This window comes from Chromohalobacter canadensis (assembly GCF_034479555.1).
GTDB classification, from domain to species: domain Bacteria; phylum Pseudomonadota; class Gammaproteobacteria; order Pseudomonadales; family Halomonadaceae; genus Chromohalobacter; species Chromohalobacter canadensis.
The window spans coordinates 1400440-1416007 of record NZ_CP140151.1 but is presented as its reverse complement, the minus strand read 5'-3'; the positions used below and the strand labels follow the sequence as shown (position 1 = coordinate 1416007).

The 15568-nt window shown below is 59.8% G+C and carries 16 protein-coding genes; 10 read left to right on the top strand and 6 right to left on the bottom strand.

The genetic code is table 11. The features are described from left to right. Nucleotides 1-10 precede the first annotated feature (10 nt). The 5 genes from SR908_RS06725 (at nt 11) to pcaG (ending at nt 4504) form a co-directional block, all read left to right on the top strand. Nucleotides 11-535: a TRAP transporter small permease gene (locus SR908_RS06725; RefSeq protein ID WP_246923834.1), complete on the top strand. Its 525-nt coding sequence runs from the start codon at nt 11-13 to the stop codon at nt 533-535. Beyond that, the gene (locus tag SR908_RS06720) at nt 528-1814 is read left to right on the top strand and encodes a TRAP transporter large permease (protein ID WP_246923832.1); all 1287 of its coding nucleotides are present in this window, start codon (nt 528-530) and stop codon (nt 1812-1814) included. Before SR908_RS06725 ends, SR908_RS06720 begins: the two co-directional genes overlap by 8 nt. Before the next feature lie 180 nt (nt 1815-1994). After that, complete coding sequence (gene pcaQ / locus SR908_RS06715) at nt 1995-2972, top strand: pca operon transcription factor PcaQ (RefSeq protein ID WP_246923829.1); 978 nt, start codon at nt 1995-1997, stop codon at nt 2970-2972. Between the two features lie 155 nt (nt 2973-3127). Next, nucleotides 3128-3868 (top strand): protocatechuate 3,4-dioxygenase subunit beta, encoded by a 741-nt coding sequence (gene pcaH, locus SR908_RS06710; protein WP_035414860.1) that lies wholly within the window; start codon nt 3128-3130, stop codon nt 3866-3868. Nucleotides 3869-3871: 3 nt separating this feature from the next. Beyond that, a complete protein-coding gene (gene pcaG / locus SR908_RS06705) occupies nt 3872-4504 on the top strand; it encodes a protocatechuate 3,4-dioxygenase subunit alpha (protein ID WP_084076006.1) in 633 nt (210 codons plus the stop codon). Nucleotides 4505-4552: 48 nt separating this feature from the next. Here pcaG and SR908_RS06700 read toward each other — a convergent pair whose 3' ends face one another. The 3 genes from SR908_RS06700 to SR908_RS06690 all read right to left on the bottom strand — a co-directional run bounded on the left by SR908_RS06700 (nt 4553) and on the right by SR908_RS06690 (nt 7159). Then, on the bottom strand, nt 4553-5497 hold the full coding sequence (locus tag SR908_RS06700) for a threonine ammonia-lyase (protein ID WP_246923827.1): 945 nt from the start codon (nt 5495-5497) through the stop codon (nt 4553-4555). Then, nucleotides 5488-6036: a thioredoxin family protein gene (locus SR908_RS06695; protein ID WP_246923824.1), complete on the bottom strand. Its 549-nt coding sequence runs from the start codon at nt 6034-6036 to the stop codon at nt 5488-5490. The genes SR908_RS06700 and SR908_RS06695 overlap by 10 nt, the downstream gene beginning before the upstream one ends. A gap of 235 nt (nt 6037-6271) precedes the next feature. Continuing rightward, nucleotides 6272-7159 carry a helix-turn-helix domain-containing protein gene (locus tag SR908_RS06690; protein ID WP_246923821.1) on the bottom strand — a complete coding sequence of 296 codons (888 nt, stop codon included), beginning with the start codon at nt 7157-7159 and terminating at the stop codon, nt 6272-6274. A gap of 167 nt (nt 7160-7326) precedes the next feature. Between SR908_RS06690 and pobA the strand changes: the two genes are divergently transcribed. Then, nucleotides 7327-8514, top strand: a complete 1188-nt coding sequence (gene pobA / locus SR908_RS06685; RefSeq protein ID WP_246923818.1) for a 4-hydroxybenzoate 3-monooxygenase — start codon at nt 7327-7329, stop codon at nt 8512-8514. Between the two features lie 68 nt (nt 8515-8582). On the opposite strand, the gene SR908_RS06680 is transcribed toward pobA, so the two are convergent. From SR908_RS06680 to SR908_RS06670, 3 genes are all read right to left on the bottom strand, one after another. Continuing rightward, nucleotides 8583-9683 (bottom strand): NADH:flavin oxidoreductase/NADH oxidase, encoded by a 1101-nt coding sequence (locus SR908_RS06680; RefSeq protein WP_246923808.1) that lies wholly within the window; start codon nt 9681-9683, stop codon nt 8583-8585. Nucleotides 9684-9745: 62 nt separating this feature from the next. Next, nucleotides 9746-10516: a trimeric intracellular cation channel family protein gene (locus SR908_RS06675; RefSeq protein ID WP_246923806.1), complete on the bottom strand. Its 771-nt coding sequence runs from the start codon at nt 10514-10516 to the stop codon at nt 9746-9748. A gap of 105 nt (nt 10517-10621) precedes the next feature. Then, on the bottom strand, nt 10622-11524 hold the full coding sequence (locus SR908_RS06670) for a LysR family transcriptional regulator (protein ID WP_246923804.1): 903 nt from the start codon (nt 11522-11524) through the stop codon (nt 10622-10624). A gap of 14 nt (nt 11525-11538) precedes the next feature. On the opposite strand from SR908_RS06670, the gene SR908_RS06665 reads away from it, so the two are divergent. From SR908_RS06665 to SR908_RS06650, 4 genes are all read left to right on the top strand, one after another. After that, the gene (locus tag SR908_RS06665) at nt 11539-12744 is read left to right on the top strand and encodes a muconate/chloromuconate family cycloisomerase (protein ID WP_322527390.1); all 1206 of its coding nucleotides are present in this window, start codon (nt 11539-11541) and stop codon (nt 12742-12744) included. 33 nt (nt 12745-12777) lie between these two features. Beyond that, nucleotides 12778-13068 (top strand): muconolactone Delta-isomerase, encoded by a 291-nt coding sequence (gene catC, locus SR908_RS06660; protein ID WP_246923802.1) that lies wholly within the window; start codon nt 12778-12780, stop codon nt 13066-13068. 75 nt (nt 13069-13143) lie between these two features. Continuing rightward, complete coding sequence (catA, locus tag SR908_RS06655) at nt 13144-14118, top strand: catechol 1,2-dioxygenase (RefSeq protein WP_246923800.1); 975 nt, start codon at nt 13144-13146, stop codon at nt 14116-14118. Nucleotides 14119-14187: 69 nt separating this feature from the next. Further along, nucleotides 14188-15558, top strand: coding sequence for a Rieske 2Fe-2S domain-containing protein (locus SR908_RS06650; RefSeq protein ID WP_246923798.1), 1371 nt, complete (start codon nt 14188-14190; stop codon nt 15556-15558). Nucleotides 15559-15568 lie beyond the last annotated feature (10 nt).

Sequence of the window (15568 nt, the reverse complement as noted above, 5' to 3'; positions counted from 1 at the left end):
AGAGAACGGTATGCAGCAAGGGCTCACTCGGCTCAGCCACTGGCTGGGTTACCTGTGCAGGCTCATTGCCGGCGTGGCGCTGCTGGCATTGTTGTCGGTCACCATCCTCGACGTGGGACTGCGCTATCTGGGCCGGCTGACCGGGGGCGCGGTCTCGCTGAGCGTCTCCGGCAGCGTGGAACTGGTCAGCTATCTGTTGCTGTTCTCCCTGCTCGCGGCCATGGCCGCGAGCGTCGAGAAAAGCCAGGTGGTCGTCGAGGCGCTGACGCACCGTATGAACGATGCCCTCAAGGCGCGTCTGCACGGTTTCTACCTACTGGGCTTCATGGTGCTTGGGATTATCTTGTGCGTGGGGCTGATCAATTCGGCGCTCGGTGCGATATCGCATGGTGAAGTCACGCAAGACTTGAGAATTTCCATGGGGCCCATTTATTTTTTTGCCGCCTTTCTGAGTGCACTACTCAGCCTGCGCAGCTTGATGCATGTCTTGCTGAGCGGCGTCTTCGGCCAACAGGAGGAAAGCGCCAATGGGTAGTGAAATGATCGGTGGCCTAGGTCTGGCGTCATTGCTGGTGTTGATGATGCTGCGTGTGCCGGTGGCGCTGTCGATGTTGATCGTTGGTGTCGTGGGGTTCTCGCAGATCATCAACATGGGGGCCGCCTTGTCGATGGTTAAATCCGTGCCAGTGGAAGTGCTGTCTAACTACAGCTTCAGCGCGGTTCCCATGTTTATTTTCATGGGGGTATTGGCGGCGCACTCAGGCATGGCGGGTAAGTTGTTCAATTCCACCCGTGTGATCTGCGGTGGCTGGAAAGGGGGCCTGGCGATCTCGGCGATTGGCTCCTGCGGTATTTTCTCGGCGATTTCCGGGTCGTCATTGGCCACGGCGAGCACCATGACCCGCGTCGCGCTGCCCGAAATGGAGCGCTACGGTTACAACCGGGGCTTGGCCACCGGTGCGCTGGCCGCGGGCGGAACGCTGGGGATCATGATTCCGCCGAGCATCGCTTTGTTGATCTACGCCATTCTTACCGAGCAGTCGGTAGGCGATATGTTCATGGCGGGTCTCATACCCGGTTTGATGGGGCTTCTGTTCTATTCGCTAGCCATCACCATCGTGATGCGACTCAAGCCTTCGCTTGCCGTCGCGGGAGAGTCCACTTCCTGGAGCGATAAGGTTAAATCCCTGGCGGGATTGTCACCTTTCTTTGGTGTCTTTCTACTGCTCATATTGGGCATTTATTTTGGTGCTTTCACGCCCACAGAAGGCGCAAGTGTGGGGGCATTCGCGACATTGCTTTACGCCTTGGCCAAAGGTATGCGAGCCAGGGGGTTGTGGCAGGCCGTGCAGGAAACCTTGGCACTTTCCTCGGTGGTGTTTTTCATGCTGGTAGGCGCCGAGACGCTGGGCTATTTCATTTCGGTCTCGCGTATTTCCTTTACCATCAGTGAGTTCCTGTTAAGCATGGATCTTACGCCGCTTGTCGTGCTGCTATGCATCTTGTTGCTGTATTTCATCCTCGGGATGTTCATGGACTCGATCGCCATGCTTGTGATCACCGTGCCGGTAGTATTCCCGATCATTCAGACTGTGGGCATCGATCCGGTATGGTTCGGCATCGTGACCGTGCTGACCGTCGAGTTAGGGTTGATAACGCCCCCGGTGGGGATGAACGTCTTCGTTATCAAAGCCATGGCACCCCACGTGGGGTTGGGCGAAATCTTCAAGGGCGTGGCGCCTTTCATCGCCGCTGATTTCGTGCGCTTGGCACTATTGATCGCATTCCCTGTTCTCAGTCTATTTCTCATTTGATCTCAGGAGTGGAAAACGCTAGCTGCCTCGGTGGTTGGCAATCCCGTTGATTAAATAACGGCACTTAGTGATTGAGTTCAGGGACTGACACTGATCCTCAATCTCATCGCCATGGCCGTTACCAAGCGCCTGCTGGTATCCTCCTCTCACTGATGTCGACCTTGGCGAGGGCGAGTGATCGTGGCTCGTACAGGTGTCGCGCCCCTGCCCGTGATTCGTGAGGAAACCGCGATGCTGAGCGCTCGCGTCAAGCTACGCCATCTCATGGCGTTTCAGGAAGTCGCGCGATTGCAGAGCCTGGCCAAGGCCGCGCAGGCGCTTTCCATTACCCAGCCGGCGATGTCCAAGACGATTCGCGAGCTGGAAGAGATCCTCGAGACGACGCTTTTCGAGCGCAGCCCGCAAGGCGCTACTTTGACTACCGCCGGCTTGACCCTGCTGCGCCACGCCGGCCCCGCGCTGCGCAGTCTGGGCGAGGGCTTCCAGGCGGTGCAGGACGCCGCCCAACAGGAAGCGGTGGTGCGTCTGGGCGCGCTGTCGACCGTCGAAGAGGGCCTGCTCCCTCGGGCGCTGCATCGTCTGCATGCCCAGGCTCCGCAATGGCGCGTGCAGGTAGTGACGGGGCCCAGTGCGTATCTGCTCTCCCGCTTGCGGATGGGAGAGCTGGACGCGGTGGCCGGACGCATGAGCGAGGCACGCGAAATCCGCGGCCTGCAGTTCGAGCACCTGTATTACGAGCCGCTGGTGCTGGTGGCTCGCGCCGGGCATCCGCTGTTGGGGCAGGATGTACTGGATGCTGAAGCGTTGATCGCCAATGCGTGGATCGTCCCACCGACGTCCACCACCCTGCGCGATCAGGTCGAGCGTTTCTGGGTCGAGCAGGGAGCCGCGCCGCCGCGTATCGCACTGGAAACCCTGTCGCTCTCGTTGAGCCGGCGGTACGCCCTGGCCAGCGACGCCTTGTGGGTCGCGCCTCTCGATGCGGTACGCGAGGATCTCCGCGATGGCCGCCTGGCACGCTTGCCCGTGCGTCTGGAATCGCGGGGCGGCTCCGTGGGGGTGTGCACCAATATCGCCCTGCCGCGCAATCCCGGCGTCGACGCCTTGAGCGCCTGTCTGCGCGATATCGTCGCCGAGATGGCCTCGCCCTCGACATGACTCATTCCTTGGTCGAATAGACCTTTGGTCGATATATCCAATCAGTTATGGGGGTGGGCGGCCATTTCAATTGGCAGCCGGAGCCCAGCGCGGACAATGAGGCATGACATCGTGGCGTTCGCTTGCGCCGCGGTCCTTTCGATCAGGAGATTCGCATGCCTCGCAACGATAATAAACGCTTCGTCGAGCGCGACCGTAACTGGCATCCCCCGGCCTACGCGCCGGGCTACAAGACGACGGTGGCGCGCTCTCCCAGTCAAGCCTATGTCAGCATGCAGGCGCCCAGCGTCTCGGAGCTCGGCGGCCCGGATTTTACGCGCCTGCGCATGGGGCCTCACGATAACGACCTGCTGCTCAACTTCCGTGCCGACAACGAGGCCCAGGCTGGATTGCCCATCGGCGAGCGGGTCATCGTGTTCGGCCGTGTCGTCGATCAGTTCGGCAAGCCGGTGCCCAACACCCTGGTGGAAATGTGGCAGGCCAACGCCGGCGGGCGTTATCGCCACAAGAAAGACGGTTACCTGGCGCCGCTCGACCCCAATTTCGGCGGTGTGGGGCGCTGCCTGAGCGACGACGAGGGCTGGTACCGTTTCCGCACCATCAAGCCTGGCCCGTATCCCTGGCCCAACGACATCAATAGCTGGCGCCCGGCGCACATCCACGTCTCGGTGATGGGGCCGTCGATCTCCACGCGCTTGATCACGCAGATGTATTTCGAGGGCGACCCGCTGATTCCGCTGTGTCCCATCGTACACACCTTGCGTGACCCCGAAGCGGTGGAAACCATGACCGGGCGTCTCGACATGGCACGCAGTCGCTCGATGGATTGCCTGGCCTACCGCTTCGATCTGGTGATCCGCGGTGAAGTGCAAACCTATTTCGAGAATCAGGGGTAAACCATGCAACAACCGAACTCACAGCCCTGCGCTGCAACCATGCTGCGTGAAACTGCGTCGCAGACGGCCGGCCCCTACGTGCACATTGGCCTGGCCCTGGATATCGCCGGCTTGCCGCCGCGCGAGGAAGAAATCTGGAATCGGCTCGCTTCGCCGGAGGCCGACGGCGAGGCCATCGAACTCGTGGGCCGCGTCATCGACGGCAACGGCGACCTGGTGCGCGATGCCTTGCTGGAAGCCTGGCAGGCCGATGCTCATGGCAACTACCAGTGCGAGTTCGATCTGCAAGCGCCGTTCAACAGCTTCGGACGCACCGCGACCACGGTGGAAAACGACGGCGAGTGGTGCTTTCACACCATCAAACCGGGCCAGGTCGCGCGCCGCGATGGCCGCCTGATGGCACCGCACGTCACGCTCGCCGTGTTCGCCCGCGGCATCAATATTCAGCTGCATACGCGGTTGTACTTCGAGGATGAGGCCGAGGCCAACGCGGCTTGCCCGGTGCTTAATGCGGTGGAATCTCCCACGCGCCGCCAGACCTTGATCGCTACGCGTGAAGAGGGTGAGGGCAAGCCCCGCTATCGCTTCGACATTCGCCTTCAGGGCGAGGGCGAGACGGTGTTCTTCGACTTCTAGGCACGTGACCCGAGCACGTCGCTCCAGCACGTACGTCAAAGACGTCGCTCACAAAAAGCCGGCCAGCTCATCGCGCCCCAGGTTGGCGCCGGTGACGATGACCACGATATCGCCTTGCGGCGGTAGCGTGGCGGCGTTTTCCAACAGGGCGGCCACGCCCACGGCAGCGCCGGGCTCCGCGACTAGCTTGGTCTGGTAGATCAAGTGGCGCATGGCGCGGTGGATGGCGTCCTCGTCCACCGCGACGAGCTCGGTGACGTGCCGGCGACTCAGCGGATAGGTGTGCTCGCCGACGATGGCGGCGGCGAGACTTTTGGCGCAGCTTTGCACCTCACTGAGCCTGGCGGGGCCGCCCTGGGCCCAGGCATGCGCCATGCTCGCCGCTCCGCGGGGTTCCACGCCGATCAGCGAGAGCTTAGGCCGCCGCGTCGACGTCGCCACGCCGATGCCCCCGATCAGGCCGCCGCCACCGACCGGGCACAGGATCGCCTGGGCGTCCGGTGCCTGCTCGAGCACCTCGAGGCCCAGCGTGCCCTGGCCGGCGATGATGCGCTCGTCGTCATAGGGATGCACCAGCGTCAGCCCGCGCTTCTCGACCAGTTCATGCATCAATGTCCAGGCCGCGTTGATATCGCCGTGCAGGATGACCTCCGCACCCAGCGCGCGGCTGCCCTCCACCTTGAAAGAGCTCGCATTCTCGGGCATCACGATGGTCACGGATATGCCCATCTGACGTGCCGCCCAGGCTAGCCCCAAGGCGTGATTGCCGGCGGATACGGCCCCCAGTCCGCCGGCGAGTTCCTCGTCACTCGCCGTGCGCAGCCAGTTCAGCGCACCGCGTGTCTTGAAGGAGCCGGTGTGCTGAAATGACTCGGCCTTGAGCCACACGCGCCGTTCCAGACGCTCGGACAGCGTCTGGTCGAGCAACAGCGGTGTCGGCGCGAGGGCCTCGGCGATCCGCTCCCGCGCGCGTTGGAGATCTCTTACTTCCATTTGATGTTGCAGCCCATGGAGGGTATTTGCTGGGCCGCCGGCGCACGGTCGGCGAGCACCGCATCGGCGGCGGCGCGCAGGTCCTCTCCGGTGACCGGCGTCTCCTTGCTGGGCCGGCTGGCATCGAATTGTCCTCGGTAGGCCAGCCGGTGCTCGTGGTCGAAGAGGAAGAAGTCCGGGGTGCAAGCCGCCTCGAAGGCGCGCGCCACATCCTGGCTTTCATCCACCAGGTAGTGAAAGGTATAGCCGCGCGCGTTGATTTCCTCACGCATGCGCTCGGGGCTGTCATCCGGATGGGCGTGGAAGTCGTTGCTGTTGATGGCGATCACTGCCAGGCCCTTGGCCTGGTACTCGCGAGTAAAGTCGGCGAAAGCATCCGCGATGTGCTTGACGAACGGGCAGTGGTTGCAAATGAACGCGACCAGGACCGGCCGCCCGGCGAAATCGGCGCTGTCGACTTCCTTGCCGTCGGCATCGGGAAGCCGAAACGTCGGCAGTGGCGAGCCCAGCTCGATCATGGTGGAAGGTGTCAATGACATTGGGGACCTCCTGTACGCGATGAATACTACCCAGCCTGGCAACAGGCGAGATGCATGCATTCATTCTAGGCGCGGTTGGCCCCTCAAGGGCAAGGATGCCTCTGAGATGGTCATTGTCTAGGCGCGTCGGGCGTCTACTGGCGGATTGCGCTACGGCATGCTCTTCGGACTGGGGGAAGTGGGGCATGCGTCAGACGCGACATAGCGTTTTTGGATCCAATGCGCGCGGACAAGCCTATGCCTGACGCTGGCGAAACTCCTTGGGCGAGCAAGCGACGTGGCGTTTGAAGAAGCGCGTGAAATAGGCCGGCTCCTTGAAGCCCAGCCGTTCGGCGACCTGGCCGATGGTCATGTTGGTATAGGTCAGGTGGCGCTTGGCCTCGAGAAGCACACGCTCGTGCAGCAATTGCTGAGCGCCGCGCCCCGCGAGTCGTTGGCAGATCGCGCTGAGGTGCGCACTGCTGATACCCAGGCGTTCGGCGAGCTCGGGCATACTGGGCTGCTGATGGTAGTGGGCTTCGATGAGCTGCTGAAAGCGGGCCAGGTGCGCTTCGCCGCGTTCATGATGGCGTGACGCGGAACGCGCCTGCCGTCGGGTCGCGCGTCGTGAGGCGAGCACCAGCAAGCTGTTGAGCAAGGCTTCGAGCAAGGCGTCGCGCCCTTCGGCGGGCTGGCGGTACTCGGCATCGAGTTGGGCGACGAGCGTGGCGATGGGCGCGCGTTCCGGCTGGTCGGCAAGCGGATAAAACGCTGCGCGTGCCAGGATCTTTCCCTGGGGATGCAGTGTGTCGGCGATATGGGTCGCCAGCGGCATCGCCAGAGTGATGATGTGTCCATCGACATCGTGCGAGAAGCGAAACGCATGCACCGTCATCGCGGGGACGACGATCAGCAGTGGCCCCTGGACGCGCTGCACATCGTCATCGAAGGTCAAGTTCACTTCACCGTGCGCGATATGCAGCACATGCACGAGGTCGGCGTGACGGTGCGGCCGTATGTGCCAATCATGCAGTCGGCTGCGCTCGGCGATGGACTCGCAATGCAGCAGGTCGGGGGTCGGCCATTGGTGCGTTTCGCCATACAACTGAAAGACGGGAATGGCGCGCTTTGTCGATGCCGACATGGCGGTCTCCTGTGCGACGAAAGTCGATGCTTCGACCAAAGTTACGGTCGAATCTTGGGAAAGTATAAATTCATGCGGGGATTTTGTCTTATTCGCAGGTTTTCATCGGTGAAAAATGCAACTCGATGACTGGCCGTGATGCCAGACCCGAATAAGAGGAGATTGCCATGAAAACCCAAGTCGCGATCATCGGTGCCGGCCCCTCCGGGCTGCTGCTGGGGCAGTTGCTGCAACGCGCGGGGATCGACAACGTCATCCTCGAGCGTCGCAGCGGCGAATATGTCTTGAGCCGCATCCGTGCCGGCGTGCTGGAGCAGGGCATGGTCGACCTGTTGCGCGAAGCCGGTGTCGAACAACGCATGGATGCCGAGGGCCTGCCGCACGACGGCGTCGAGCTGGCCTTCGACAACCGTCGGGTGCGCATCGACCTCGCTGGGTTGACCGGTGGCAAGCAGGTCATGGTCTACGGGCAGACCGAGGTGACCCGCGACCTGATGGAAGCGCGTGCCGCCGAGGGCGGAAAGACGCTCTATGAAGTGGACAATGTGCAGCCCCACGCTCTGGAAACCGACGCCCCATACCTCACCTTCGAGCACAACGGCGAAACGCTGCGGCTCGATTGTGACTATATCGCGGGCTGTGACGGTTATCACGGCGTCTCGCGCCAGACGATCCCCGCCGATCGGCTGAAGACGTTCGAGCGGGTCTATCCCTTCGGCTGGCTGGGGCTGCTCTCCGACACGCCGCCGGTCTCCGACGAGTTGATCTATGCCCGCCACGAGCGGGGCTTCGCGTTGTGCAGCATGCGCTCCCAGACCCGCAGCCGGTATTACGTGCAGGTGCCGCTGGAAGAGAAGGTCGAGGATTGGTCCGATGCGCGTTTCTGGGAAGAGCTCAAGCGCCGCCTGCCCGAGGACGTCGCAGCCAATCTGGTGACCGGGCCCTCGCTCGAGAAAAGCATCGCGCCGTTGCGCAGTTTCGTGGCCGAGCCCATGCAGCACGGTCGGCTGTTCCTGGTCGGCGATGCCGCGCACATCGTGCCGCCGACGGGCGCCAAGGGGCTCAACCTGGCGGCCAGCGACGTCAACACCCTGTATCGCCTGATGGTCAAGGTCTATCACGAGGGCCGCACCGATCTGGTGCCGCGTTATTCCCAGACCTGCCTAAAGCGCGTCTGGAAGGCCGAACGCTTCTCGTGGTGGATGACCTCGATTCTCCATAAATTTTCCGAGGAAGAGGATTTCGGCGCCCGCATGCAGCAAGCCGAACTGGACTATGTCACCGGCTCCGAGGCAGGCCTGACGACCATCGCCGAGAACTACGTCGGCTTGCCTTACGAACCGTTGGAGGGCTAGGCGTGCGGCCCGCATCGTGTCGACGATGCGGGCCGCCCGAAAAACGCCTGCGCCGCGTGGATATCGCGTTAGCCGAATAGCTTCTTGAGCGTATGCGGCTGGCTGCGCAAATACTGCTTCGGGGCATGTACGGTAGCGCCGAGCTTGGCGGCGGCGTGCCACGGCCAGCGCGGATCAAAGAGCATGCCGCGAGCCAGCGCGACGGCGTCTGCCTCGCCACCGAAGACGATGCCCTCTGCCTGTTCCGGTTCGGTGATCAGGCCGACAGCAATCACCGGCATGGCGACTTCCTGCTTCATGCGGCGAGCGAACGGTACCTGATAGTTGGGGCCGACGTTCAAGGTCTGGCGTGGGTCCAGGCCACCACCGGAGCAGTCGATGAAGCTGCAGCCGCGGGCGTCGAGTGCTCGCGCCAACTCGACGCTTTGCTCCAGATCCCAGCCGCCTTCGACCCAATCGCTTCCGGAGATACGGATACCCACAGGCTTGTCGTCCGGGAAGACCGCGCGCACGGCATCGAAGATCTCCAGCACGATCCGCATGCGGTTTTCCAGACTGCCGCCGTACTCGTCATCGCGCTGGTTCGAAAGTGGCGACAAGAACTCGTGCAGCAGATAGCCATGCGCTGCGTGCAGTTCGATCAACTCGAAACCGAGACGCTCGGCGCGCTTGGCCGAGGCGACGAAGTTCGCCTTGAGCTGCTCGATATCATCGAGACTCATCGCCTGTGGCGGACGCTGCCCGTCCTGATACGGTACGGCGGAAGGCGCCACGGTTTGCCAGCCCCCCTCTTCCAGGCTTAGCTGGGCACCGCCTTCCCAAGGTGCCTGGCAGGAGGCTTTGCGTCCGGCGTGGCCCAGCTGGATGCCGACCGGCATCGGCGAGTGGGCACGAACGGACTGGAGTACACGTGCCATCGCTTGCTCGTTGTCGTCCGAATAGAGCCCCACGTCGCCAGAGGTGATGCGTCCTTCCGGCGCGACGGCGGAGGCCTCGACGATCAAGAGTCCTGCCCCGGAGAGAGCGAGATGCCCCAGATGAATCTTGTGCCAGTCGGTCATGCTGCCGTTTTCGTCGGCGGAGTATTGGCACATCGGTGAAATGACGATGCGATTGGACAATTTGAGCTCGCCGAGTGTGAGCGGCGAGAACAGCTTAGGGGATGCCATTGAAACGTTCCTGAAGGGAATGATGGCAACAATGTAGCGTGCTAATAATTGCTTAGCAATGGCTATCTACGCCGTCGTGTGGGCGAGAGCATTCGCACGCGGGCTTTAGAGCGTGGCTTCTTTTCTATCTCGTTCGACGACGGTGTTGCGTTGTGCATAGTGCTTTGAGATTCAGCACTTTTAGATTTAGTGCTTTTAGATAAATCCTCGGCTGGCGAGGTGATCCAGGCGAATACCGGCAAGGAGAGGCGCCAGTAGATGGCGCTGAGACGCAGCGCCAGGATCACCAGGATAGGCAGCGCGATAGTGACGTAGGGGTGGATAGGGTGCGTGTACAGGGTGACGTATGCCGTGGCGCCTGCGATGGAGGCAGTCGCATAGATTTCCTGGCGCAGCACCATGGGGACCCGCCGTGCGAGTACATCGCGCAGCATGCCGCCCGCGACACCGGTGAGGAGTCCCATCAAGACAGCGACGGTACCTCCATGGCCCAGCGCCAATGCCTTGTGAGCGCCGATAATGGTGAAGATGGCGAGCCCGAAGGCATCGAGTACGGGCAGGACGATGCGCGATAACCGGTGAATGTAATGAAAGCCGACGATCGATGACACGACGGTGATGATGATCACCCATAAATAGGTGGGGTCGGTGACCCAGAACACCGGGCGAATGCCCAGTAATAGATCGCGCAGGGTACCGCCGCCGATGCCTGTCATTGCGGCCAGTACGAGCATGCCGAAGGGATCCATCCTCGAGCGGCAAGCAAGGATGACCCCTGAGAGCGCGAAGACAGTCACCCCAGCTAAATCCAGCCAATAAACCCAGTCTGTCACCCTGTTACTCCTTGAAAGTTTCTTCTTTTATCTTTTGGATACAGTAAGAACATTTCAAAAGCCATCAGGCATTTTTGACCGTGCCTATCAATCCGATGAACATATTCAGGGATAGCGTCCACTACGCCGGTTTTCGACCAAAACCTCTAGAATGGCGTTGGTTTCTTGCATGATAGGCGTAAGTGGTTCGCCTTTTCGTCGGCTGCATATGATGGGAATGGTGATATCGGTGTCGGCGAGATAGACATAGGAAATGCCATCGCGTTGAAGGCGGCGAACTTGTTCGGGTACCAGCGTGATACCGAAGCCTGAGGCAATGAGCCCTAACGTCGTTTGGAGCTCGTTGGTTTCCTGCACGACATTGACCTTCATGCCTCGGCGACGAAACATACCCAAGACTATATCCGCCATGCTTGGGCGTGGTGAGGCGGGGAAAAGTACCATTGGGTAGTTTGATAGTTCCGCTATGGTGGGCTGAGTACCTTCTAATATATGGCCCGCGGGGACAGCGGCCACCATCGGCTCTTCAAACAGCACTTCCTGCTCTATCTCGGGGTCGTCGATTCGCAGACGGCCGAATCCGATATCAATACGTCCCGCTTTGAGCGCCTGGATCTGCTGAACCGTGGTGAGCTCTGAAAGTGTCAGCTCGGCATCATCATTTTGTCTAAGTTGCCTCACGAGGGAGGGGAGTTGCCCATAAAACACGGAGGGTACGAAACCAATCCCGAATAACTCGCGCTTGCTGCGAACCATGTGCCTCGTGGCATGGATGGTCGTGTCTACTTTTTCAAGTATCTGAAGAGAATGCTCATAAAAGAACTGTCCCGCCGGTGTCAGGCTCAACCCACGGGCCTGGCGGACAAACAATTGAGCCCCCATCTCCTCTTCTAACTGTTTGATTTTCCTTGTTAATGGTGGCTGTGCCATATGCAGATTTTGTGCCGCTTTGGTGAGGTTGAGCTCCTCGGCGACGGTGCAAAAACAGCGCAAGTGATGTAGCTCCATGATACCTCCTGGGTATGAGTAGCCACTCAAACAATATTGGTGATGCTAAAGACAAACAAGCAAGACTTTGGGGCAAGACGAAACATCTTAGTGGAGCTCCCATGCCCGTTGTCATTGAACATATTGAAACTCAACTCGTCGACCTGCCGACGATTCGGCCGCACAAGCTGTCGATGGCCACTATGGGATGCCAGACGCTGGTTATCGTACGCATGCGCCACAGCGACGGCGTGGAAGGATTAGGTGAGGGCACCACTATCGGTGGCCTCAGCTATGGCCCCGAGAGCCCGGAGAGTATCAAGTGCAATATCGATACCTACTTGGCGCCGCTCCTCATTGGACAGTCGTCGGCCAATATCAATGCCCTTCGGGCGCGTATGAATCGCCATGTACGCGGCAACACCATCGCCAAGTCGGCGCTGGAAACCGCATTACTGGATGCCCAGGGAAAACGCTTGGAGGTGAGTGTTGCCACCTTGCTTGGCGGGACAAATCACGACCATTTGCCAGTGCTTTGGACGTTAGCCAGTGGTGATACGCAGCAAGACATTGAGGAGGCTTTTCAGCGGCTCGATGATCGTCGCCACTGTGATTTCAAACTGAAAATTGGTGCGAACTCGGTCGACCAGGACGTAAATCACGTCGCCATGATCAAGGAGGCGCTGGGGGAGCGGGCCAGCATTCGAGTCGATATCAATCAGGCGTGGGATGAGTCTACTGCAGTACGCGGCATCGCTGCACTACAAAACGCCGGCATCGATCTAATTGAGCAACCTGTCGACGCCCGTGATAAGGCCGCAATGATTCGTCTATCCAGACGTTTCAATGTGTCGATGCTAGCCGATGAGGCGGTACAGGATACGCGTGATGGCCTTGATCTGGTGTGCGGTGGTTTTAGTGGTGCTTTTGCACTGAAGATCGCCAAGTCGGGTGGGCCGCTGGAGGCTCTGGAGTTGGCGCACTTGGCACAAGCCTCAGGTATGGAGCTCTATGGCGGCACCATGCTCGAGGGCACGATCGGCACCGCCGCCTCGCTACATGCCTGGTCGACGCTTTCCGAGATGGCCTGGGGTACCGAGATGTTCGGCCCTCTATTGCTCGAAGACGATATCGTCGCCGAGCCGCTTTCCTATCACGAGTTCGGTGTCGAGCTGCCGGCCGGCCCAGGCCTCGGCATTACCCTCGACGAAGACAAACTTACCCACTATTCGCGTAAGTAATCCGCGACTTCAAAGATCGAAGAGGAGAGCGCCATGCTATTTCAAGTGCAAATGACCGTGAAATTGCCCACGGATATGCCGTCGAATCAGGCCGCCGAGATCAAGGCGAAGGAAAAGGCCTACTCCCAGGAACTACAGCATGCTGGGAAGTGGCGTCATTTGTGGCGTGTGGCCGGTAGCTACGAAAACGTCAGCGTATTCGATGTCGAGGACAACGCTGAACTTCAAGAAATTATCAGTGGTTTGCCGCTGTTTCCCTATATGGAAATTAACGTCAAGCCGTTGTGTCGGCATCCATCGTCGGTGCACGACGGTGACGCCTGAATAACCAAGGCTCTAACGGGCTTCATCACGCCAACTCATAGAAACCTAAAGACTATAACAAGTGAGGCAATGACCATGACCGTCAAGATCTACGAGACCCAAGCAGTACAAGATTTCCTGAATAGCATCAGCGGCTTTGACCAAGAAGGAGGCAGCGAGCGTGCCAAAAAAATCATGCACCGCTTCCTCTCCGATCTGTTCAAGTTGATCGACGACTTCGACGTCACCCAGGAAGAGTACTGGACTGCCGTCAACTTGCTCAACGCTTTGGGTAGTCAGACACAGTTTGGTTTGCTCTCACCGGGCTTGGGCTTTGATCACTACCTGGATATGCGCCAGGACGCTATCGATGCCGAGGCCAAGCGGACTGGCAACACGCCTCGCACTATCGAAGGACCACTCTACGTCGCCGGCGCCCCCGAGGCAGAAGGCTTCGCGCGCCTGGATGACGGTAGCGATCTTGATGCCGAGACCATGTGGCTGACCGGCCAGGTGCGTGACATCGACGGCACCCCGATTCCCGGCGCCAAGGTCGAAATATGGCACTGCAACTCCAAGGGCAATTACTCGTTCTTCGACCCGACCCAGAGCGAGTACAACATGCGTCGCACCATCTACGCCGACAGCGAAGGCCGCTACACCGCGCGTAGCATTATCCCCTCCGGCTACGGCGTGCCGGAAGGCGCCCCCACCGACGTGGTACTCAAGGCCTTGGGTCGTCACGGTGAGCGCCCGGCGCACATCCACTACTTCATCTCTGCACCCGACTATCAGCACCTCACGACTCAGATCAATCTGGCTGGCGACCCCTATACATTTGACGACTTTGCCTTCGCCACTCGCGAGGAGTTGGTGATTGAAGGCAAGCATATCGAGAGTGTGGCGGAAGCTGAAAAGCGCGGTCTGGAAGGGCCATTTACCGAGGTGATCTTCGATATCGAACTGGCCAAGACCGAATCGGCTGATCTGCAAGTTCGCCACAAGCGTGCCCGTGCCAAGGAAGATGAGCAGGATGCTGCCAGTCAGCTGGCCAGCACTGCCAAGGTCTGATTGGCCTCATCGCGACGCTTTAGCGCGACCCGCTGAAAGCGTATCCATAAAGCAATCGAGGAATTGGCTATGACCTCACAACTTGATCGTCTCGAAGAGCGCGTTCGTGGTGCCGTCGTCGATGATGCCGACCAGGGTATCTTCCGCGTTCACCGCAGCATCTTCACCGACCCGGACTACTTCGAACTGGAGATGAAGCACATCTTCGAAGGCAACTGGCTGTTCCTGGGCCATGAAAGTCAGGTCGCCGAGTCAGGTGACTACATGACCGTGACCCTGGGCCGCCAGCCGGTGATCATCACCCGTGACAAGCAGGGCGAATTGCATGCCCTGATCAATGCCTGCGCGCATCGTGGCGCGACCCTGTGCCGCAAGAAACGCGGCAACAAGGGCACTTTTACTTGCCCTTTCCATGGCTGGAGCTTCAAAAACGACGGTACATTACTCAAGGCCAAAAACGAGAAAGCCGGCGCCTATCCTGACGGCTTTAAACAGGATGGCTCTCATGACCTAAAACGTATCGCACGTTTCGAGAACTATCGAGGCTTCCTATTCGGTAGTCTGAGTTCGGATGTCCAGCCGCTCGCCGAGCACCTAGGCGAAACCACCAAAGTCATCGACAACATCGTCGATCAAGCGCCGGAGGGGCTTGAGATCCTGCGTGGTACATCGTCTTACACCTTTAACGGCAACTGGAAGCTGGGGGCCGAGAATGGTGCCGACGGTTATCACGTCAGTACGGTGCATTGGAATTACGCCTCGACGATGGATCGCCGTAATTACGACGCTGGCGGCACCAAAGCAGTGGATGCCGATGGTTGGTCGAAGAGCCGGGGCGGTTTCTACTCCTACGAGAATGGCCACATGATGCTGTGGACGCGCTTACTCAATCCCGAGGTGCGTCCGGTCTACTCCCAGAAAGACTGGATCGAGGAGCAGTTCGGCGAGGCGCGTGCCGACTCCATCGTCAATCAGACCCGTAACCTGTGCTTGTATCCCAATGTGTATCTGATGGATCAGTTTTCCACGCAAATTCGTGTCATTAGACCGTTGGCCGTGGACAAGAGTGAAGTGACTATCTATTGCTTCGCGCCCAAAGGTGAATCGGCGGAGAATCGCGCGCTGCGTATCCGCCAATACGAGGACTTCTTCAACGTCAGTGGTATGGGTACTCCAGATGATCTAGAGGAATTTCGGGCTTGCCAGAACGGTTATGCCGGTCTCGATGCCGAATGGAACGATCTTTCCCGGGGCGCCAAACAGTGGATCGAGGGTGCCGATGAAAATGCCAAGGCCATCGACATGAAACCGCTGCTTAGCGGGGCCTCTCCTGAAGATGAAGGCCTGTATGTGATGCACCACAAGCATTGGGTCGCTGAAATGCTGAGCGCCATCGACAAGGAACGCAGCCAGTTCATTCCTACCGCTTCCGCATCGTAAAGAGGGCATC